Below are 19,930 nucleotides of genomic sequence, written 5' to 3'. Positions count from 1 at the left end.
AGAAGTCCGTGAGCGAGGGATCCTATAATGCGGTGACCTGGCTACTCGACCGCAACGTCGAGGACGGCAGGGGCGGCAAGCTCGTCTTCGACGACACCGTCTCGCGGCTCACCTATGGCGAGCTCCAGCGCGAGACCCGGCGTGCCGCCAACATGCTGCGCCGGCTCGGGGTCCGCCGCGAGGAGCGCGTGGCGATGATCATGCTCGACACGGTCGATTTCCCGATCGTGTTCCTGGGCGCGATCCGCGCCGGCATCGTGCCGGTGCCGCTGAACACGCTGCTGACCGCGGACCAATACGCCTACATCCTCGCCGACTGCCGCGCGCGTGTGCTGTTCGTCTCCGAAGCGCTCTACCCTGTCATCAAGGACGTCGTCGGCCGCATGCCGGATCTCGAGCACGTCGTGGTCTCCGGCGCCAAGATGAACGGCCACAAGCAGCTCGCGGAAGAGGTCGCCGGCGAGAGCGACCAGTTCACGACCGCCGCGACGCATCCGGACGAGCCTGCGTTCTGGCTGTATTCGTCGGGCTCAACCGGCATGCCCAAGGGCGTGCGCCACATCCATTCGAATTTGCAGGCGACCGCGGACACCTATGCGAGCCAGGTGCTTGGCATCCGCGAGAACGACGTCTGCCTCTCCGCGGCAAAATTGTTCTTCGCTTATGGCCTCGGCAATGCGCTGACTTTTCCGATGTCGGTCGGCGCCACCGTGGTGTTGAACAGCGAGCGCCCGACGCCGGCGCGCATGTTCGACCTGATGAACAGGTACAATCCCTCGATCTTCTTCGGCGTGCCGACATTGTTCGCGGCGATGCTCAACGACGAGACGATGAAGGCCGAGCGCGGCGGCAAGTCGCTCCGCATCTGCACCTCGGCCGGCGAGGCGCTGCCGGAATCCATTGGCAACAGCTGGAAGGCGCGCTTCGGCGTCGACATCCTCGACGGCGTCGGCTCGACTGAGCTCTTGCACATCTTCCTGTCGAACGCGCCCGGCGACATCAAATACGGCTCCTCTGGCAAGCCGGTGCCGGGCTATGCGGTGCGGCTCGTCAACGAGGCCGGCCAGGATGTCGCCGACGGCGAGGTCGGCGAGCTCCTGGTCGATGCGCCCTCCGCCGGCGAGGGCTACTGGAACCAGCGCCACAAGAGCCGCCGCACCTTTGAAGGTCCGTGGACCCGCACCGGCGACAAATATGTCCGCGATGGCGAAGGCCGCTACACCTTCTGCGGCCGCGCCGACGACATGTTCAAGGTGTCCGGCATCTGGGTCTCGCCGTTCGAGGTCGAGAGCGCGCTGATCACGCATCCCGCCGTGCTGGAAGCCGCCGTCGTGCCGGAAGCCGATCCGGAAGGCCTGCTGAAGCCGAAGGCCTTCGTCGTGCTGCGTCCGGGTGCGGCGACGGCGGACTTGCAGGAGATGCTGAAGGAGCACGTCAAGCAGAAGATCGGCCCGTGGAAATATCCGCGCTGGATCGACGTGGTGGAGTCGCTGCCGAAGACGGCGACCGGGAAGATCCAGCGGTTCAAGTTGCGGGAAGGGGCGAATTGAGCGTGCAAGCGGCGGGCTCGCTTGCTGACCCTCCCCTGGAGGGGGAGGGTCGCTTCGCATGGAGCGAAGCGCAATGCGAAGCGGGGTGGGGTGATCTCTCCACTCGGGCACCGCATCCGCCGAGAGACTGTCACCCCACCCCGTCTCACATCTCGCTGCGCTCGATGTGAGCCGACCCTCCCCCTCCAGGGGAGGGTACAGACGGAGCGAACAGGAATACGACCATGACCAACCTCACCCCCACCGGCTTCCTGACCATCGGTAGCGCCAGCCTCGAATACAAATGGCTCGCGCCGCAATCGGCGGACGCCCCCACCATCGTCATGCTGCACGAAGGCCTCGGCTCCGTCGGCCTGTGGGGCGACTTGCCCGAGAATCTCCAGCAAGCCACCGGCGCCGGCATCTTCGTCTATTCGCGTGCAGGCTACGGCCAGTCGAGCCCGGTCACGCTGCCGCGGCCGCTCGATTACATGCAGCGCGAGGCGCTGGATGTGCTGCCGAAGATCCTCGATGCGATTTCCTTCAAGCGCGGCCTCCTGCTCGGCCATTCCGACGGTGCCTCGATCGCGACGATCTATGCCGGTGCGCATCAGGATCACCGCTTGAACGGCCTCGTGCTGATGGCGCCGCATTTCATCGTCGAGGATATCTCGGTGAAATCCATCGCAGCGATCAAGACGACCTTCGAGACCACCGACCTCAAGGCGAAGCTGGCGCGCTGGCACAAGGATGTCGACAACGCCTTCTACGGCTGGAACGGCGCCTGGCTCGATCCGAAATTCCGCGACTGGGACATCTCGGAATACCTCGCCTACATCCGCGTTCCCATCCTGGTCGTGCAGGGCAAGGACGACCAATATGGGACATTGCGACAGGTCGATATTGCGCAGGAAGAGTGTTATTGTCCGGTAGATTTGAAAATTATTTCAGACGCGGGACATTCCCCGCATCGTGAAGCGCCGGGGGCGACGCTTGACGCGATTGAGCAATTTGCAAGAGCGGCCCTGCGCGACGATCAGGGACTTCAGGGACGCGCCGCATGATCCTGCGGAGGCGCATCCATGAATGTGCCTTCGGATGCGAGTGGCCCGTTGCCGTGGCCGCGATGGGCCTATGTGCCGGGCGAGACCGACGGGGTCGACGCGGATTACGAGACGCTTGATTTGGCCAAAGCACTGGTGCCCCCGGCGTTCCGCGGCTACGTGCCGGCGCGCCATCCGGCGCTGCGCTACGGGCTCGCGCTCAACGACCGCGGCTATTTCTGGGAATCGCAGGAGGTGCTGGAAGCGGTCTGGGCCGCAGCCCCGCAAGGCGGCCGCGAGCGCATCCTGCTGCGCGCCTGCATTCACATCGCCAATGCCAATTTGCGACTGCGCATGCAACGCCTGCATTCGGCCGCGCGCCTGTTCGGCGACGCGCAGGCGGAGTTGCGGGCGCTGAACTCGCGCAAGGCGGCCGCGGGCGGCGACGGCTTTGTCGAGAGCTTCCCCATTCCGGCGCTGACGGCTCTGCTCCAGGCCAAGCTGGGCCGTTCCGAACTCTCCAAGGCGGACTGGATCACCCTCGGCGCCATCGTACGGTCTCAATAGGCCTCATGAAACAAAGTGCATGCGGCGGCCGTTAAGGGCTAGACGCGTTCAAAAAGATGCATTATTGTGCATCTAACGCTACTGCCAAAACGCATAACCAAGCTCAAGGGTGGCCCATGGCCGGGGAAGATCGGCGCCTCGCAGGCGGCGCGACATTCATCGATTTCCAGACCGAACCGTCCCGCTACAAGCACTGGAAGCTCGCGGTCGATGGCGACGTCGCCACCCTGACCATGGACGTCGACGAGAACGGCGGCCTGTTCGAGGGCTATCTGCTCAAGCTCAATTCCTACGATCTCGGCGTCGACATCGAGCTGGCTGACGTCGTCCAGCGCCTGCGCTTCGAACACCCCGAGGTGAAGGTCGTCGTGATTCGCTCGGCCAAGAACCGCGTGTTCTGCGCCGGCGCCAACATCCGCATGCTTGCGGGCTCGACCCATGCCCACAAGGTGAACTTCTGCAAATTCACCAACGAGACCCGCAACGGCATGGAAGATTCGTCGGAGAATTCCGGCCAGCGCTTCATCACGGTGGTGAACGGCTCGGCCGCCGGCGGCGGCTATGAGCTGGCGCTCGCGACCGACCACATCATCCTCGCCGATGACGGCTCGTCGGCCGTTGCGCTGCCGGAAGTGCCGTTGCTCGCGGTGCTACCGGGCACCGGCGGCCTCACCCGCGTCGTCGACAAGCGCAAGGTGCGCCGCGACCACGCCGATTTCTTCTGCACCATCGAGGAAGGCGTGAAGGGCAAGCGCGCCGTGCAGTGGCGTCTCGTCGACGAGATCGCGCCGAACTCGAAGCTCGAGGCCAAGATCGCCGAGCGCGCCAAGGAGTTCGCAGGCCAGTCGAAGCGCAAGGGCAGCGGCAAAGGCATCACGTTGACGCCGCTCAGGCGCGCCATCGACGAGACCAGCATCCGCTACGGTTTTGTCAGCGTCGACATCGATCGCACGGCGCGCATCGCCACCATCTCGATCAAGGCGCCGGAGGCCGCGCCGCCGGCCGACATCGACGGCATGATGGCGCAGGGTCCTTCGTTCTGGCCGCTCCAGGTCGCGCGCGAGCTCGACGACGCCATCCTGCATCTGCGCATCAACGAGCTCGAGATTGCGATGCTCGTCTTCAAGAGCCATGGCGACCGCGCCCATGTGCTGGCATCCGATGGCTTCCTCGAAGCCAACAAGGCGCACTGGCTGGTCAACGAAATCAGGCACTATTGGAAGCGCGTGCTGAAGCGCATCGACGTCACCTCGCGCACGCTGGTGACGCTGGTCGAGCCCGGCTCCTGCTTTGCCGGCACGCTCGCCGAGCTCGTCTTCGCCGCAGACCGCTCCTACATTCTGATCGGCGCGCGCCAGGGCGACAACCGTCCGCCGCCGTCGATCGAATTGTCGGCCATGAACTTCGGTCCGTATCCGATGAGCCACGGCCTGACCCGGCTGGAATCGCGCTTCCAGGCCGATCCGTCCGACATCGAGCGTGCGGAAGCCACCATGGGCACCGCTCTCGACGCCGAGCAGGCGGAAGAGCTCGGCCTCGTCACCTTCGCACTCGACGACATCGACTGGGACGACGAGGTGCGCGTCTTCCTGGAGGAGCGCGCCAGCTTCTCGCCGGACAGCCTCACCGGCATGGAAGCCAGCCTGCGCTTCGTCGGCCCCGAGACGATGGAATCGAAGATCTTTTCGCGTCTGACCGCGTGGCAGAACTGGATCTTCCAGCGCCCGAACGCGGTCGGCGAGGAAGGCGCACTGCGCCGCTACGGCAGCGGCCAGAAGCCGAAATTCGATATGACGAGAGTCTAACGGCATTCACTGCGTCATGGCCGGGCTTGTCCCGGCCATCCACGTCCTTCGCTCGAGGAAGCAAGAACGTGGATGCCCGGCACAAGGCCGGGCATGACGGAAAGAGATCGCAAGGAGCACGGCCATGAACATCATGAACGTCGACTACTCGACCAAGATTCCGAACAACGTGAATCTCGCCGAAGACCGCCAGGTGCTGAAGGCGCTGGAAGGATGGCATCCCGGCTATATGGACTGGTGGAGCGACATGGGGCCGGAAGGCTTTCAGGAGTCGCTGGTGTATCTGCGCACCGCCTATTCCGTCGATCCGCGCGGCTGGGCCAAGTTCGATTATGTCCGCATGCCCGACTATCGCTGGGGCATCCTGCTTGCGCCGCAGGAGGAAAATCGCGTCGTTCCGTTCGGCGAGCATTTCGGCGAGCCTGCGTGGCAGGAAGTCCCGGGCGAGTATCGCGCCATGCTGCGCCGCCTGATCGTGATCCAGGGCGACACCGAGCCGGCTTCCGTCGAGCAGCAGCGCCACCTCGGCAAGACCGCGCCCTCGCTCTACGACATGCGCAATTTGTTCCAGGTCAATGTCGAGGAAGGCCGCCATCTCTGGGCGATGGTCTATCTGCTCCAGAAGTACTTTGGCCGCGACGGCCGCGAGGAAGCTGACGATTTGCTGCGCCGTCGCTCCGGCGATGCCGATGCGCCGCGCATGCTCGGTGCCTTCAACGAGGCGACGCCGGACTGGCTGTCCTTCTTCATGTTCACCTACTTCACCGACCGCGACGGCAAGATGCAGCTGCACTCGCTCGCGCAGTCGGGCTTCGATCCCTTGTCGCGCACCTGCCGTTTCATGCTGACGGAAGAAGCGCACCATATGTTCGTCGGCGAGACCGGCATCACCCGCGTCGTGCAGCGCACCTGCGACGCGATGCGCGAAGCCGGCATCACCGATCCGACCGACATCGCAAAGGTCCGTGCGCTCGGCGTGATCGACCTGCCGACGATCCAGAAGAAGCTGAACCTGCACTATACTCTGTCGCTCGACCTGTTCGGCTCGGAGGTCTCGACCAACGCTGCCAACGCCTTCAACACCGGCATCAAGGGCCGCTATCACGAGACCCAGATCGACGATGATCACCAGCTCAAGAACGCCACCTATCCGGTGCTCAAGTTCATCAACGGCGAGATCAAGCTGGTCGACGAGCCGGCGCTGACCGCGCTCAACATGCGCCTGCGCGACGATTACAGCCAGGACTGCGTCAAGGGCATGCTGCGCTGGAACAAGGTGATCTCGACCGCGGGCTATAACTTCCAGCTCAAACTGCCCAACGTCGCTTTCCATCGCCATATCGGCGAGTTCAAGGGCATCCATGCGACGCCGGATGGTCTTTTGATCGACGATGCCATTTGGGCCAAGCGCAAGGACGAGTGGCTGCCCTCGACCGCCGATGGCGACTTCATCACCTCGCTGATGCAGCCCGTCACCGAGACCGGCAAGTTCGCCTCCTGGATCTCGCCACCGAAGGTCGGCATCGATAACAAGCCCGGCGATTTCGAGTACGTGAAGATCGAGTCGTAAGAGTCAGGGTTCGACCCTCGCGCAATGCAAATGGTGTCATCACCCGCGAAAGCGGGTGATCCAGTATTCCAGAGGCGGCAGAGATAGATCGAGACGCTGCAGCGTACTGGATGCCCCGGTCAAGCCGGGGCATGACTGCGGAGTGTGACGCGCGCTCTGTGCTGAAACGCCCCGCCTACCCCGCGATCTCCAGCCCGGCATTGGCGTACACCACGCCACCATCCACCGCGATGGTGTTGCCGACGACGTAATCGCCCGCGCGCGAGGCGAGATAGATCGCAACGCCGGCCATGTCCTCATCGGTTCCGATACGCCGCGCCGGAATGCGCTTTGCGACCTCGTCCGCATGGTCGCGCGCGGCGCGGTTCATGTCGGACTTGAACGCGCCCGGCGCGATCGCGGTGACGTTGATATTGTCCTTGATCAGTTTAGTCGCCATGCGCCGCGTCAGATGGATCACGGCGGCCTTGCTGGCGGCGTAGGAGTAGGTCTCGCTGGGATTGACGAAGATGCCATCGACCGAGGCGATGTTGATGACCTTGGCCGGCCGCTCGTGCGAGGCCGCCGCGCGCAGCGGCTTTGCCAGTGCCTTCGTCAGGAAGAACAGCGACTTGACGTTGAGGTCCATCACCTTGTCCCAGCCGCTCTCCGGGAATTCGTCGAACTCCGCGCCCCAGGCTGCGCCCGCATTGTTGACGAGGATGTCGAGCTTCGGCTCCAGCTTGATGATCTCGGAGGCCAGCCTGTCGCAGCCTTCGATGGTCGAGATATCGATCGGCAGCGCGATGCATTCGCCGTCATATTGGGCGGAGAGTTCTTTCGCCGTGGCCTCGCACGGCCCGGCCTTGCGCGCGGTGATGTAGACCTTCGCCGCGCCTTGCGCGAGGAAGCCCGCCGCGATCATCTTGCCGATGCCGCGCGAGCCGCCGGTCACGAGCGCGACGCGGCCTTTGAGCGAGAACAGATCGTTGAACATGGTGCCTCCCTTGGTTGACGCCGTTTTGAGCGCGGCGGAGAGGGGAGTCAATCTCCGCCGTCGCTCTTACGGAGCGCTTCTCAGGATGAGGTCTGAGTGGTGGATCAGGCCGCCGCAATCCGGCGAAAGCCGTTCCACATCGCGGTCGCGGCGCCTGAGGTCAGCACCGGCAAAATTCGCGCGTCCTGGTAATTGCCGTTGAGCGAGACGCGCGGCAGCGCGGTCATGTGGCCGGCGTTCTCGGCGAACAGCATGCCGGGCCGGGTCGTCACCGCGGTCTTGAAGCCGGCCGATGCAGCGAGAGCGAATTCGCGCTCGCCCGCCGCTTCGCGGTCGCCATAGGGGTAGGCGAAGTGCAGCACGGTACGGCCGAGCGCCTGCTCGATCCGCGCGCGGCTTACCGCCATCTCCTGTGCGGCGATCCCCTCGCTCTGCCTGGCGAGATTGCAATGGCTGATGGTGTGCGCGCCGATCGTGACCAGCGGATCGGCGGCAAATGCCTTCACCTCGTCCCAGGACAGGCACAGGCTGCGGCACAGCGCGGCCATGTCGACGTCGTATCTGGCGCAGAGCGCCTCGATCTCGCGCTTGAGATCATGTTCGCCCGGCAGCGCGCGCAGCCAATCGTGCAGGCGGTCGAACGCCATTTGTTTTGCGGCAGGGGTTGTTGCGTCCAGCCGCAGCGCGGAATTTCCGATCTGGATGTCGATCTGTTCGGCCTTGGCGATCACGGTTTCCAGCGCGGTCCACCACAGGCGTCCGGTGCCCTCGGCAAATTCGCTCGCGACATAGACGGCCAAGGGCGCGTCAAATTCGCGCAGAACCGGCAGCGCGAATTCGAGATTGTCGCGGTAACCGTCGTCGAGGGTGAAGGCGGCGAAGGGGCGGGTGAACCGGCCCTGCACCAGCCGCTCATGCAGCTCGTCCATGCTGACGATGTCGATCCCGCGCGAGCGCAAATGGCTCAGGGTGGCGCGCAGGAAATCGGGGGTCACTTCGAGGTGCCGGTTCGGCTGGAACGCAGCCTCGCGGGCCGGCCGCACGTGGTGCAGCATGAAAATGGCGCCGACGCCCGACAAGAGCGGGCGCAACAGGTGGTGCGCCCCGCTGAAATAGAGTGCCCCCAGCCCGGCGCGGATGACGTTATTTCGGAGTTGTTTCATGACCGGCTGGCGAACTCTGGCATTCCACTTTCAACTTACGGAAGAACTCTTGAAGAAAAAGTTATTCCAATTGTCGACGCATGGCCTTCGGAAGGGCATCATTTCCGGTTTGACAGCCCGCCAAGGGTTTGTTTTGTCTCCGGTTCCAGAGTTCGGGTCGTTGAATGCAGAAGCTTTTCAGGTGGGCCAGCAAATGGTGGCCAGGGCTGATCCCCCTGGCCGTCATGTGGGGATTTGCGGCCTGGAATAATACCTTGCCGGTCGAGGCGGACCTGTCCGCCCGCAGCTCGGCCGCGCTCAAGGAGACCGTTCTGGACAAGACCCGGATCGCGGTCGACGGCCGGGACGTCGGCCTGGCCGCGGACGCCTTTTCCGAGGAGGGGCGCCGCGATGCCGTGATGGCAGTCGAGCTCGTCCCGGGCGTGCGCCTGGTCGACGACCGGACCCGCCTTGTTCCCGAAGCAACGCCCTTCGTCTGGAATGCCGAGCGTGACGTGGTGCGGGTGACGCTGTCCGGCTCCGCGCCCCTGCCGTCGATGAAGGCGCGCCTGACCGAGGCCGCGCGCAAGGAGGTCAACGGGACCGAGGTCGCCGATCAGATGGGTCTCGCGCGCGGCGCGCCGCCGCGGTTCGAGGCGGCCGCGATGCTGCTGCTCGACCAGATCGGCAAGCTCAAGGACGGCAAGATCACGATCACCGACACCAAGGTCAATCTGTCGGGCATGGCGCGCGACCTCGGCGGCCGTGAGGCGATCGCGGCCGCGCTCAAGAACCTGCCGGAGGGCTTTTCGGTCGCCGCCAACGATGTCAAGGCGCCGCCCTACATCTTCCAGGCCTACAAGGACCCGGTTGCTGCGACGGTGACGCTGACGGGCTACGTGCCTGACAACAACGTGCACGCGGCCATTGCAACGAGTGCCTCGCGAAAGTTCTTCACCGAAAAGGTCGTCGACAATCTCAAGGCCAGCGTCGGCGCACCCGGCTCCTTCAATACTGCCGTGGTCGCAGCGCTCGGCGGGCTGTCGCGGCTGTCGACCGGTACGCTCGTGGTGTCCGATCGCGAGGTGAAGCTGTCGGGCGATGCGCTCTACGAAGGGGCCGCCAACGACATCCGCGCAGGCCTCGGCAAGGACTTTCCGAAGAACTGGCAGTACAAGCCGGAGATTACGGTGAAGCCTGCCGCGGGTCCGGTCGACGGCACGGTCTGCCAGCAATTGTTCACGGAGCTCCTGAACAAGGGCAAGATCCGCTTCGCAACGAAACGCGCCGACATCGACCCGGATTCCGCCGGCATTCTCGACCACCTGATCGAGACGGCGCTGCGCTGCCCCACCACCAATATCGAGGTGGCCGGGCACACCGATGCCGACGGTGAGGACTCCTTCAACCAGGCTCTCTCGGAGAAGCGCGCGCAGGCCGTGATCGACTATCTGGTCAAGGCCGGGCTGCCGGCCACCCGCTTCACTCCGGTCGGCTATGGCGCCACGCAACCCCTCGCCGGCAATGACACCGACGAAGGCAAGGCGCAGAACCGCCGCATCGAATTTCTGGTGAGGTGATGATGCCCTATCTCGTCTCGTTCCATCTGGGCTGGCTGATCGGCTCGCTGCTGCTGGGCTTTTGCATGGGCTGGATCTCGGTGGTCCAGCGCGGCAACGGCACCTCGAAGGTGACCGCGCGCTGGCTCGCCGTGCTTGCCGCCGCCTTGGTCGCAGCCTCGTTCGCGCATGTGGTGCCCGGCCGCTTCGGCTATTGGCTCGATCTCGGGCTGGTCATGTTCGCCTGCTACCTCGTCGGCTGCACCATCGGCGCCTGGCTGCGCGACAGGGTGGTCTCGCGGAGCCAGCCGGCGGCTTAGATCTTCAGGCTCGCTCGGAGGGCGGGCCTCTATCCAACATTGCGATAACGGCTTGATCGGCAAGCAAATTGCCGAACGATCGCAATGCGCTTGACATTAATACGTACGTACGTATTGTTTTCCTTATGCCAAAGCCCTCACTCAAAGACGCCATCCTCGATGCCGGCCTGAAGGTCATGTTCAGGACCGGCTATCACGGCACCAGCGTGCGCGACGTCACCGCTGCGGCAGGCGCGCCGCAGGGGTCCTTCACCAACCATTTTCGCTCCAAAGAGATATTCGCCTCCGAGGTGCTCGACCGCTACTTCGACACCACGAGGGGGCTGGTCGCGGAGGCGCTCGACGACACCTCGCTGACGCCGCGCGCGCGGCTGCGGCGCTATCTCGACATCATCACCGGCCGGCTCGAGGTCGACGGCTATGGCCGTGGCTGCCTGATCGGTGACCTCAGCCTGGAGGCATCAGCCAGCAGCGAAATGCTGCGCGCGCGTCTCGCCGAAATCTTCGCGCAATGGCGCGCGCCGTTCGCCGCCTGCATCAGGGACGCCCAGACGTGCCGCGAGATCGCATCCGATTTCGAGCCCGAAGAGCTTGCCGATTTCCTGCTCGCGTCCTGGCAGGGCGCGATCCTGCGCATGAAGGTCGACCGCAATCCCAACGCCCTCGAACGTTTCAAGACCATCGCCTTTCAAACCGTCTTCAGGGAGCTGACATGAGCAAGCCAACTGAAATCGAGATTCTCAAAGCGTCCGTGCTGGGAAGCACGATGGCCTATCGCGAGGCGGGAGATCGCGATGCGCCCGCTGCCCTGTTCCTGCACGGCAACCCGACGTCGTCGCATATCTGGCGCGACATCCTGCCGCTTGTATCGCCGGTCGCACATTGCATCGCGCCCGATCTCGTCGGCTTCGGCCAGTCCGGCAAGCCCGACATCGGCTATCGCTTCGTCGACCACGTCCGCTATCTCGATGCATTCATCGAACAGCGCGGCATCAAATCGGCCTATCTCGTCGCGCAGGACTGGGGCACCGCGCTCGCGTTCCATCTCGCCGCGCGCCGGCCGGATTTCGTACGCGGCCTTGCCTTCATGGAGTTCATCCGCCCGATGCCGACCTGGCAGGACTTTCACCACACCGAGGTCGCGGAGGAGCAGGACCACGCCGAGGCGGCGAGGGCGGCGTTCCGCAAATTCAGGACGCCGGGCGAGGGCGAAGCGATGATCCTCGAGGCGAACGCGTTCGTCGAACGCGTGCTGCCCGGTGGCATCGTTCGCAAGCTCGGCGAGGACGAGATGGCGCCTTACCGTGCGCCATTCCCAACGCCGGAGAGCCGCCGGCCCGTTCTCGCCTTCCCCCGCGAACTGCCGATCGCAGGCGAGCCCGCCGACGTCTACGAGACGCTCCAATCCGCGCATGCGGCGCTGGCTGCATCGTCCTATCCGAAGCTGTTGTTCTCGGGCACGCCCGGCGCGCTCGTCGCGCCCGAATTCGCCGAGCGGTTCGCAGCCTCGCTGAAGCACTGCGCATTGGTTCGCCTCGGACCCGGGCTGCACTTTCTCCAGGAGGATCACCCCGAGGCGATCGGCCGCTCCGTCGCCGGCTGGATCGCCGGCATCGAAGCCGTGCGCCAGCAGCGTGCTGCCTGAAGGCGGGCGAGATGGCTGATGTGACCATCATCTATTGCCGTCCCTGCGGCTACGAGAAGCGCGCCAAGGACGCCGCTGCTGCGCTGCGGCAGCATCTGGCGCTGGAGGCGGCTCTCGTGCCCGCCAAGGGTGGGATCTTCCAGGTCAAGGTCGGCGACAGCATCGTCGCCAGCCGCAGCAAGGGCCACTTTCCCGGTACCGACGAAATCGTGGCCGCCGTCACTTCGGCGTGGCACTGATCCGGGGCGGATTCCGATCGCTTCCTGAGGCCGCCACCCTCGCCGCGGCCTTTCGGCCCACCTGAAATCCCTGAACAACAGCGCCGGCCACCCCCTCTTTCGCCAGGCGGGGGCGGCCCATAGATTGACGTCGGCTTAAGTCGTGACGGAACATTGTGCGGTCGAAATCATCAAAACTTCATGGCGCCTGCGCAGGATTGCCATGGAGATTCGCGTCAGTCTTGCCGCCGAAAGCGCCAATCCGTGCATCAGGAGCCCGCAACCCTGCCTAAAATATTGAAGGCACGAGTTTTTGTTCGAATTGCTGAATTCCACTCCGCCCCAAAACGCGCTAGTGGAAGGGCATGGGGCATGCGCGATGCCGGAGCCGGCGGCAAGGGTTCGTTGAATGCCTGTGCGTCGTCCGCCTGTCCGCCGGCCACCCCGGCCGCTGAAGCGTTGTTCGAGGTCTAGATGCTGGAAGCCATACGCAGGGCGATGACGTTTCTGCGCCAGAAGCAAGTCCTGCATAAGCTTGGAGTTGTGATCAGCGTCGCGGTCATCGGCATCGCTTGCTATGTGCTCTACCACATGCTGCGGGGCATCGACGTCAACGAGGTCCTCGAAGCGATCAAGAGCACCGAGCCGAGCCAGATCGCGATGGCGGCGCTGTTCGTGGCCGCGGGCTATTTCACCCTGACCTTCTACGATCTGTTCGCCGTGCGCGCGATCGGTCACACCCATGTGCCCTACCGCATCAATGCGCTCGCCGCCTTCACCAGCTATTCGATCGGCCACAATGTCGGCGCCAGCGTCTTCACCGGCGGCGCGGTGCGCTACCGCATCTATTCGGCCTATGGCCTGAACGCGATCGACGTCGCAAAGATCTGCTTTCTCGCCGGCCTGACCTTCTGGCTCGGCAATGCCGCCGTGCTCGGCCTCGGCATCTCCTACCATCCGGAAGCCGCTGCCTCGATCGACCAGCTTCCGCCCTGGCTGAACCGGATGCTGGCGATGATGATCATCGCGGGGCTGGTCGCCTATGTGGTCTGGGTCTGGACCCAGCCGCGGGTGGTCGGCCGCGGGCCCTGGACCGTGGTGCTGCCGGGCGGCCCGTTGACGCTGCTCCAGATCGCCATCGGCATCATCGATCTCGGCTTCTGCGCGCTCGCGATGTACGTGCTGGTCCCGGACGAGCCCAATCTCGGCTTCGTCGTGGTGGCGGTGATCTTCGTCTCGGCGACGTTGCTCGGTTTCGCCAGCCACTCGCCGGGAGGGCTCGGCGTGTTCGATGCCGCCATGCTGGTTGGCCTCTGGCAGATGGACCGCGAAGAACTGCTGGGTGGCATGCTCCTGTTCCGCGTCCTCTATTATCTCTCCCCCTTCGTCATATCTGTAATCTTGCTGACGTTTCGCGAGGTTATAATCGGCGCTCGATCGAAGCGCTTGCAGCAGGCGGCGCTCAAGCTCGACCCCGGCCCGGCGCGTGAAGCCGCCTATGTGAGAGAGCGCAGCGACACCGGCGCCTGACCGGCGCATCCCTTAGGAGAAGCCCGCCCCGATGGCGATCGACGCCCCATCTTCTCCCTCCGCGCAGCCCTGGTCCGACCGGCTGCGGCACTCGACCGTCATCCTGATCGCCGCGGCGCTGGCGCTGTCGGTGGTGGTCTCGCTCGGCGAATTGTCGGTGATGCGGGCAGCCACGGTGTTCCTCTGCATCGCGGCCGCGGCGCTGATCCCCTGGCGGCTGCACGACAATGCGGCCTCGCGCGACGACACCCGCCGCGTCAACCCGGTCGAGAGCGCGGCAGTGGCCGCGGTCGTCGCCGGCATGCCGGATCCGGCGGTGCTGCTCGACCGCGCCGGGCGTGTCATCCATCTCAATGCCGCCGCCGCCCAGCTGGCGCCGGCACTGCGCAAGAACGAGCTCGCCCAGTTCGCGCTGCGCTCGCCGGAGATCATCACAGCGCTGCGGGAGTCGATCGCGACCACCGAGCCGCGGCGCACGACCTATCTCGACCATGTGCCGGTCGACCGCTGGATGGAGCTGACCATCACACCGGTGCCGGTGCCGACCTCCTTCGGCGGCGCCGACAAATGCATGCTGATGACCTTCCACGACCAGACGCCGCTGCGCCGGGTCGAGGAGATGCGCGCAGACTTCGTCGCCAATGCCAGCCACGAGCTGCGTACGCCGCTCGCCGCGCTGTCGGGCTTCATCGACACGCTCCAGGGCCAGGCCAAGGACGATCCCAAGGCACGCGAGCGGTTCCTCGGCATCATGCACAATCAGGCGACCCGGATGGCGCGCCTGATCGACGATCTGCTCTCGCTGTCGCGGGTCGAGCTGTCGGCCCATGTGCGGCCCGACACCCTGGTCGACCTGCTGCCGATCATCTTCCAGGTCGCCGACGGGCTCGAGCCGCTGGCGCGGGAGCGCCAGGTCGAGGTCGAGACCCATCTGCCTGAGACTCCGGTGATGATTGCGGGCGACCGCGAGGAATTGCTTCGCCTGTTCGAGAACCTGATCGAGAACGCCCTCAAATACGGGGCGTCGGGCGGACGTGTCATCGTGTCGCTGGCCGCCGCGGCAGCCACTGATGGAACTCAGGAAATCCGGGTCCTGGTCCGGGATTTCGGACCCGGCATCGCGCCCGAGCATCTGCCGCGACTGACCGAGCGGTTCTACCGGGTCGACGTCGGCGACAGCCGCTCGCAGGGCGGGACGGGGCTCGGATTATCGCTGGTGAAACATATTCTTAACCGCCATCGCGGCCGGCTTTTGATCGAGAGCGTGCCCAAGCAGGGCGCCGTATTCACGGCCTGTTTTCCCCAGGCGAAGACCGCGGCTCCAACCTGATATTCAAGCGATTTCAATCGCTTGGCCGTGTCATCCAGCTGTCACGAAACCTTCGTAAAAGCACAGCCGACCGCTCCTAAAGGGGCGGCACGGGGAGCGCGATCGGGCGCGGATGGCGCTTCGCTCCCCTGTATGGAGACCACCATGAATTTCATCAAAACTATCGTCGCTGCCGGCTTGGTCGCCGCATCGGCGACGGCGGCGTTTGCTGCCGACATCACGGGTGCCGGTGCGACGTTCCCGTTCCCGATCTATTCCAAGTGGGCTGACGCCTACAAGAAGGAGACCGGCAACGGTCTGAACTACCAGTCGATCGGCTCCGGCGGCGGCATCAAGCAGATCCAGGCCAAGACCGTGACCTTCGGCGCCAGCGACGCGCCGCTCAAGGCCGAGCAGCTCGAAAAGGACGGCCTCGTCCAGTGGCCGATGGTGATGGGCGCCATCGTTCCGGTCGTGAACATCGAGGGCGTGAAGCCCGGCGAGCTGGTGTTCGACGGCGAGACCCTGGCCAGCATCTATCTCGGCAAGATCACCAAGTGGGACGACGCCGCGATCAAGAAGCTCAATCCGAACGTGAAGCTGCCGTCGGACGCGATCACCGTGGTCCGCCGCTCGGATGGTTCGGGCACCACCTTCAACTTCACCAACTATCTCGCCAAGGCCAGCGCGGACTGGAAGAGCAAGGTCGGTGAGGGCACCGCGGTCGAGTGGCCGGTCGGCGTCGGCGCCAAGGGCAACGAAGGCGTGTCGGGCAACATCAGCCAGACCAAGAACTCGATCGGCTACGTCGAGTACGCCTATGCCAAGCAGAACAAGCTGACCTACACCGGTCTCGTCAACAAAGCCGGCAAGCCGGTGCAGCCGACCGTCGAGGCCTTCCAGGCCGCGGCTTCCAACGCCGACTGGGCCAAGGCTCCCGGCTACTACGTCATCCTGACCGACCAGCCCGGCGACAAGTCCTGGCCGATCACGGCGGCGACCTTCATCCTCATGCACAAGGATGCCACCGACAAGGCAGCCTCGCAGGAAGCCATCAAGTTCTTCCGCTGGGCCTTCAAGAGCGGCGGCAAGGCGGCTGAAGAGCTCGACTACATCCCGATGCCGGACCCGGTCGTCCAGCTGATCGAGAAGACCTGGGCTGCCGAGATCAAGAGCTAAGCGCTCTGTGTCCCGGACTGGGCGCCGGGATCTCACAAGACCTCCGCTCCGGATCGGCCTCGCGCCGCATCCGGAGCGCAAGACCAACAACAAGACCGACAACAAGCGCATATCAAACGGGCACAGGGGATCGGCGTGGCAGAGATGGCCGTTCAGAGCGATGTAATCGACGACGCCGGACCGTATGACCGCGCCAAGGCCTTGGGCGCCTTCAAGCTCGGCGACCTCACCTTCTACTGGATCACGCGGCTGTCCGCGATCTCGGTGCTGCTCATCCTCGGTGGCATCATCATCTCGCTGATCGTCGGCGCGTTCCCGGCGATGAAGGAATACGGCTTCGCCTTCCTGTGGACGCAGCGCTGGGCGCCGTCGGCAGATCCGCCCGTGCTCGGCGCGCTCGGCCCGATCTACGGCACGCTCATCACCTCCTTCATCGCGATGGCGATCGCCATTCCGGTCGGTCTCGGCATTGCGATCTTTCTGACCGAGCTCTGCCCGCAATGGGCGCGCCGCCCGATCGGCATGGCGATCGAGCTGCTCGCCGGCATTCCCTCGATCATCTACGGCATGTGGGGCTTCTTCGTGCTCGGCCCGTTCCTGGCCAACACGTTCCAGCCCTTCATGATCAAGATCTTCGACGGCGTCCCCGTGCTGGGCGCGATCTTCGCAGGCCCGCCGTCCTATCTCAGCCTGTTCAACGCGGCGCTGATCCTCGCCATCATGGTGCTGCCCTTCATCACCTCGATCTCGGTCGACGTGTTCAAGACGGTGCCGCCGGTGCTCAAGGAAGCCGCCTACGGCGTCGGCTGCACCACCTGGGAAGTCGTGCGCAGCGTGGTGATCCCCTACACCCGCGTCGGCGTCATCGGCGGTGTCATGCTGGCGCTCGGCCGCGCGCTCGGCGAGACCATGGCGGTGACCTTCATCATCGGCAACTCGTTCCGCATCTCGTCGTCGATCTTCGCCCCGGGCACCACGATCTCGGCGGCGATCGCATCGGAGTTCGCCGAGAGCGACGGCCTGCACCAGTCCGGCCTGATCCTGCTCGGCCTGCTGCTGTTCGTGCTGACATTCTTCGTGCTCGCGGCTGCACGGTTGATGCTGATGCGTCTTGAAAAGAAGGCGGGGAAGTAACATGAACCCGATCTACGCACGCCGCCGCCGCATGGACATCGTCATCCGTGTGCTCTGCCTGGCTGCCGCTGCCTTCGGCGTCACATGGCTCGCGCTGATCCTGATGACGCTGCTCTACAACGGCATTGCCGGCCTGAACCTGGAGCTCTTCGTTGCGGACACGCCGCCTCCGGGCTCGACCGAGGGCGGCCTGCGCAACGCCATCGTGGGTTCGATCATCATGACCGTGCTCGGCGTCGGCATCGGCGCGCCGCTCGGTCTGTTCGCCGGCACCTATCTCGCCGAGTACGGCCGCAACGACCGCCTGACCTCGGTGATCCGCTTCATCAACGACATCCTGCTCTCGGCGCCCTCGATCATCATCGGCCTGTTCATCTATGGTGCGGTGGTGGTTCCGATGCGCGGCTTCTCGGCGATTGCCGGCTGCCTCGCGCTTGCGGTGATCGTCATCCCGGTGGTGCTGCGCACGACCGAGGACATGCTGCTGCTGGTGCCGAACGCACTGCGTGAGGCGGCCTCGGCGCTCGGCCTGCCGCGCTCGCTGGTGATCAAGCGCATCGCCTATCGCGCGGCGCGCTCGGGCCTCATCACCGGCGTGATGCTGGCCACCGCCCGCGTCGCCGGCGAGACCGCGCCGCTGCTCTTCACCGCGCTGTCGAACCAGTTCTTCAGCCTGGGTCTGAACAAGACGATGGCGAACCTGCCGGTCACCATCAACAATTTCGTGCAGAGCCCCTACGCCTACTGGAAGCAGCTCGCCTGGAGCGGCGCGCTGCTCATCACCCTGACCGTTCTTGCCCTAAATATTGGCGCGCGCATTCTGAGCGCCGAGAGGACCGCAAAATGAGTGATCTTTCCGTATCGATGAGCGCGGCCGGTGGTTTGCCGCAGGCGCCGGTGCTGCCCGAAGCTCCGGCCAAGGTGACGGTGCGCAACCTCAATTTCTATTACGGCGAGCACCACGCGCTGAAGAACATCAATCTGGCGCTCGGCACCAACCGCGTCACGGCGTTCATCGGCCCGTCGGGCTGCGGCAAGTCGACCCTGCTGCGCATCTTCAATCGGATGTACGACCTCTATCCGGGCCAGCGCGTCACCGGTCAGCTCATGCTCGACCAGACCAACGTCCTCGACCCCAAGCTGGACCTCAATTTGCTGCGCGCTCGCGTCGGCATGGTGTTCCAGAAGCCGACGCCGTTCCCGATGACGATCTACGAGAACATCGCCTTCGGCATCCGCCTTTACGAGAAGATCTCGAAGTCCGAGATGGACGACCGCGTCGAGAAGGCGCTGCGCGGCGGCGCGCTGTGGAACGAGGTCAAGGACAAGCTCAACGCCTCCGGCCTGTCGCTCTCCGGCGGCCAGCAGCAGCGCCTCTGCATCGCCCGCACGGTCGCGGTGCGGCCCGAGGTGATCTTGTTCGACGAACCCTGCTCGGCGCTCGACCCGATCTCGACCGCCAAGGTCGAGGAGCTGATCCAGGAGCTGTCCGAGAACTACACGATCGCGATCGTCACCCACAACATGCAGCAGGCGGCGCGCGTCTCCGACAAGACCGCTTTCATGTATCTCGGCGAGCTGATCGAGTTCGACGACACCAGCAAGATCTTCACGTCGCCGACCGACCGGCGCACGCAGGATTACATCACCGGCCGGTTCGGCTGAGGAGACGGAACATGGGTTCTGAACATACCGCAAAGGCCTTCGACACCGACCTCCAGGAGCTCACGCGCCTGGTCGCCGAGATGGGCGGCATCGCCGAGCGCATGATCGTCGATTCCGTCGACGCGCTGATCCGCCGCGACGTCGCGCTCGGCCAGCGCGTCGTGACCATCGACGCCGAGCTCGACGCGCTCCAGAAGAAGATCGAGGAGCGCGCCGTTCTCACCATTGCGCGCCGCCAGCCGATGGCGGTGGATCTGCGCGAGATCGTCGGCGCCATGCGCGTCGCGACCGATCTCGAGCGGATCGGCGACCTCGCCAAGAACATGGGCAAGCGCGTCGCGGCGCTGGAGACGGATTTCCATCCGCTCAAGCTGTTCCGCGGCCTGGAGCACATGACCGACCTCGTGCAGCAGCAGGTCAAGTCGGTGCTGGACGCCTATGCCGCGCACGATCTGCCGGCGGCAATGGCGGTGTGGAAGGGCGACGAGGAAGTCGACGCCATCTGCACCTCGCTGTTCCGCGAGCTCCTCACCTACATGATGGAGGATCCGCGCAACATCTCGTTCTGCATCCATCTGATGTTCTGCGCCAAGAACATCGAGCGCATCGGTGACCACGCCACCAACATCGCCGAGACCGTGTTCTACATGATCGAGGGCCAGGCGATCACTGACAAGCGGCCGAAGGGCGACATGACGACCTTCGCCACGACGGTCCCGAACACTTAAGGAGCGACGAA

Annotated in this window: 19 protein-coding genes; 17 read left to right on the top strand and 2 right to left on the bottom strand. The window is 64.7% G+C overall.

Features of this window, described 5'->3' with window-relative positions; genetic code table 11:
• The first annotated feature begins 8 nt into the window (after positions 1–8).
• From ABIA90_RS43685 to boxB, 5 genes are all read left to right on the top strand, one after another.
• Positions 9–1,550: a benzoate-CoA ligase family protein gene (locus ABIA90_RS43685; RefSeq protein ID WP_354118935.1), complete on the top strand. Its 1,542-nt coding sequence runs from the start codon at positions 9–11 to the stop codon at positions 1,548–1,550.
• Between the two features lie 224 nt (positions 1,551–1,774).
• On the top strand, positions 1,775–2,593 hold the full coding sequence (locus tag ABIA90_RS43680; protein WP_354118934.1) for an alpha/beta fold hydrolase: 819 nt from the start codon (positions 1,775–1,777) through the stop codon (positions 2,591–2,593).
• A gap of 18 nt (positions 2,594–2,611) precedes the next feature.
• Positions 2,612–3,139 (top strand): DUF309 domain-containing protein, encoded by a 528-nt coding sequence (locus tag ABIA90_RS43675; protein ID WP_085399608.1) that lies wholly within the window; start codon positions 2,612–2,614, stop codon positions 3,137–3,139.
• A gap of 116 nt (positions 3,140–3,255) precedes the next feature.
• Positions 3,256–4,944 (top strand): 2,3-epoxybenzoyl-CoA dihydrolase, encoded by a 1,689-nt coding sequence (gene boxC / locus ABIA90_RS43670; RefSeq protein WP_354118933.1) that lies wholly within the window; start codon positions 3,256–3,258, stop codon positions 4,942–4,944.
• 133 nt (positions 4,945–5,077) lie between these two features.
• Positions 5,078–6,514 carry a benzoyl-CoA 2,3-epoxidase subunit BoxB gene (gene boxB, locus ABIA90_RS43665; protein WP_354119230.1) on the top strand — a complete coding sequence of 479 codons (1,437 nt, stop codon included), beginning with the start codon at positions 5,078–5,080 and terminating at the stop codon, positions 6,512–6,514.
• 175 nt (positions 6,515–6,689) lie between these two features.
• Here boxB and ABIA90_RS43660 read toward each other — a convergent pair whose 3' ends face one another.
• A complete protein-coding gene (locus ABIA90_RS43660; protein ID WP_028155161.1) occupies positions 6,690–7,490 on the bottom strand; it encodes an SDR family oxidoreductase in 801 nt (266 codons plus the stop codon).
• A gap of 104 nt (positions 7,491–7,594) precedes the next feature.
• Entirely contained in the window at positions 7,595–8,653 is a 1,059-nt protein-coding gene (locus ABIA90_RS43655; protein WP_166348133.1) for a polysaccharide deacetylase family protein, read from the bottom strand.
• Positions 8,654–8,817: 164 nt separating this feature from the next.
• On the opposite strand from ABIA90_RS43655, the gene ABIA90_RS43650 reads away from it, so the two are divergent.
• The 12 genes from ABIA90_RS43650 (at position 8,818) to phoU (ending at position 19,919) form a co-directional block, all read left to right on the top strand.
• Positions 8,818–10,212: an OmpA family protein gene (locus tag ABIA90_RS43650; protein WP_063979887.1), complete on the top strand. Its 1,395-nt coding sequence runs from the start codon at positions 8,818–8,820 to the stop codon at positions 10,210–10,212.
• Between the two features lie 2 nt (positions 10,213–10,214).
• Positions 10,215–10,511, top strand: coding sequence for a hypothetical protein (locus ABIA90_RS43645; protein ID WP_063979886.1), 297 nt, complete (start codon positions 10,215–10,217; stop codon positions 10,509–10,511).
• A gap of 125 nt (positions 10,512–10,636) precedes the next feature.
• Positions 10,637–11,227, top strand: a complete 591-nt coding sequence (locus ABIA90_RS43640; RefSeq protein ID WP_354118932.1) for a TetR/AcrR family transcriptional regulator — start codon at positions 10,637–10,639, stop codon at positions 11,225–11,227.
• Positions 11,224–12,156, top strand: coding sequence for a haloalkane dehalogenase (locus ABIA90_RS43635; protein ID WP_354118931.1), 933 nt, complete (start codon positions 11,224–11,226; stop codon positions 12,154–12,156). The genes ABIA90_RS43640 and ABIA90_RS43635 overlap by 4 nt, the downstream gene beginning before the upstream one ends.
• A gap of 11 nt (positions 12,157–12,167) precedes the next feature.
• Entirely contained in the window at positions 12,168–12,395 is a 228-nt protein-coding gene (locus ABIA90_RS43630) for an Rdx family protein (RefSeq protein WP_354118930.1), read from the top strand.
• Positions 12,396–12,848: 453 nt separating this feature from the next.
• Positions 12,849–13,904 (top strand): lysylphosphatidylglycerol synthase domain-containing protein, encoded by a 1,056-nt coding sequence (locus ABIA90_RS43625; protein WP_208084046.1) that lies wholly within the window; start codon positions 12,849–12,851, stop codon positions 13,902–13,904.
• 31 nt (positions 13,905–13,935) lie between these two features.
• Positions 13,936–15,234, top strand: a complete 1,299-nt coding sequence (locus ABIA90_RS43620) for an ATP-binding protein (RefSeq protein WP_354118929.1) — start codon at positions 13,936–13,938, stop codon at positions 15,232–15,234.
• Between the two features lie 144 nt (positions 15,235–15,378).
• Positions 15,379–16,392: a phosphate ABC transporter substrate-binding protein PstS gene (pstS, locus tag ABIA90_RS43615; protein ID WP_063985930.1), complete on the top strand. Its 1,014-nt coding sequence runs from the start codon at positions 15,379–15,381 to the stop codon at positions 16,390–16,392.
• Positions 16,393–16,536: 144 nt separating this feature from the next.
• Positions 16,537–17,526, top strand: a complete 990-nt coding sequence (gene pstC, locus ABIA90_RS43610; RefSeq protein WP_063979880.1) for a phosphate ABC transporter permease subunit PstC — start codon at positions 16,537–16,539, stop codon at positions 17,524–17,526.
• A gap of 1 nt (position 17,527) precedes the next feature.
• Positions 17,528–18,373, top strand: a complete 846-nt coding sequence (pstA, locus tag ABIA90_RS43605) for a phosphate ABC transporter permease PstA (protein ID WP_063979879.1) — start codon at positions 17,528–17,530, stop codon at positions 18,371–18,373.
• Positions 18,370–19,191, top strand: coding sequence for a phosphate ABC transporter ATP-binding protein PstB (gene pstB, locus ABIA90_RS43600; protein ID WP_063979878.1), 822 nt, complete (start codon positions 18,370–18,372; stop codon positions 19,189–19,191). The genes pstA and pstB overlap by 4 nt, the downstream gene beginning before the upstream one ends.
• A gap of 11 nt (positions 19,192–19,202) precedes the next feature.
• Positions 19,203–19,919 (top strand): phosphate signaling complex protein PhoU, encoded by a 717-nt coding sequence (gene phoU / locus ABIA90_RS43595; RefSeq protein ID WP_028155152.1) that lies wholly within the window; start codon positions 19,203–19,205, stop codon positions 19,917–19,919.
• Positions 19,920–19,930 lie beyond the last annotated feature (11 nt).

It is taken from the genome of Bradyrhizobium sp. LA6.8 (assembly GCF_040547935.1).
GTDB lineage: Bacteria > Pseudomonadota > Alphaproteobacteria > Rhizobiales > Xanthobacteraceae > Bradyrhizobium > Bradyrhizobium barranii.
This window is presented reverse-complemented; position numbering and strand designations above follow the sequence as displayed.

What these genes read in the sequence shown, in the direction of transcription:
- ABIA90_RS43680 (WP_354118934.1), top strand. Translation starts at nt 1,775, where the DNA reads ATGACCAACCTCACCCCCACCGGCTTCCTGACCATCGGTAGCGCCAGC.
- ABIA90_RS43675 (WP_085399608.1), top strand. Translation starts at nt 2,612, where the DNA reads ATGAATGTGCCTTCGGATGCGAGTGGCCCGTTGCCGTGGCCGCGATGG.
- boxC (WP_354118933.1), top strand. Translation starts at nt 3,256, where the DNA reads ATGGCCGGGGAAGATCGGCGCCTCGCAGGCGGCGCGACATTCATCGAT.
- boxB (WP_354119230.1), top strand. Translation starts at nt 5,078, where the DNA reads ATGAACGTCGACTACTCGACCAAGATTCCGAACAACGTGAATCTCGCC.
- ABIA90_RS43660 (WP_028155161.1), bottom strand. Translation starts at nt 7,490, where the DNA reads ATGTTCAACGATCTGTTCTCGCTCAAAGGCCGCGTCGCGCTCGTGACC.
- ABIA90_RS43655 (WP_166348133.1), bottom strand. Translation starts at nt 8,653, where the DNA reads ATGAAACAACTCCGAAATAACGTCATCCGCGCCGGGCTGGGGGCACTC.
- ABIA90_RS43650 (WP_063979887.1), top strand. Translation starts at nt 8,818, where the DNA reads ATGCAGAAGCTTTTCAGGTGGGCCAGCAAATGGTGGCCAGGGCTGATC.
- ABIA90_RS43645 (WP_063979886.1), top strand. Translation starts at nt 10,215, where the DNA reads ATGCCCTATCTCGTCTCGTTCCATCTGGGCTGGCTGATCGGCTCGCTG.
- ABIA90_RS43640 (WP_354118932.1), top strand. Translation starts at nt 10,637, where the DNA reads ATGCCAAAGCCCTCACTCAAAGACGCCATCCTCGATGCCGGCCTGAAG.
- ABIA90_RS43635 (WP_354118931.1), top strand. Translation starts at nt 11,224, where the DNA reads ATGAGCAAGCCAACTGAAATCGAGATTCTCAAAGCGTCCGTGCTGGGA.
- ABIA90_RS43630 (WP_354118930.1), top strand. Translation starts at nt 12,168, where the DNA reads ATGGCTGATGTGACCATCATCTATTGCCGTCCCTGCGGCTACGAGAAG.
- ABIA90_RS43625 (WP_208084046.1), top strand. Translation starts at nt 12,849, where the DNA reads ATGCTGGAAGCCATACGCAGGGCGATGACGTTTCTGCGCCAGAAGCAA.
- ABIA90_RS43620 (WP_354118929.1), top strand. Translation starts at nt 13,936, where the DNA reads ATGGCGATCGACGCCCCATCTTCTCCCTCCGCGCAGCCCTGGTCCGAC.
- pstS (WP_063985930.1), top strand. Translation starts at nt 15,379, where the DNA reads ATGAATTTCATCAAAACTATCGTCGCTGCCGGCTTGGTCGCCGCATCG.
- pstC (WP_063979880.1), top strand. Translation starts at nt 16,537, where the DNA reads ATGGCCGTTCAGAGCGATGTAATCGACGACGCCGGACCGTATGACCGC.
- pstA (WP_063979879.1), top strand. Translation starts at nt 17,528, where the DNA reads ATGAACCCGATCTACGCACGCCGCCGCCGCATGGACATCGTCATCCGT.
- pstB (WP_063979878.1), top strand. Translation starts at nt 18,370, where the DNA reads ATGAGTGATCTTTCCGTATCGATGAGCGCGGCCGGTGGTTTGCCGCAG.
- phoU (WP_028155152.1), top strand. Translation starts at nt 19,203, where the DNA reads ATGGGTTCTGAACATACCGCAAAGGCCTTCGACACCGACCTCCAGGAG.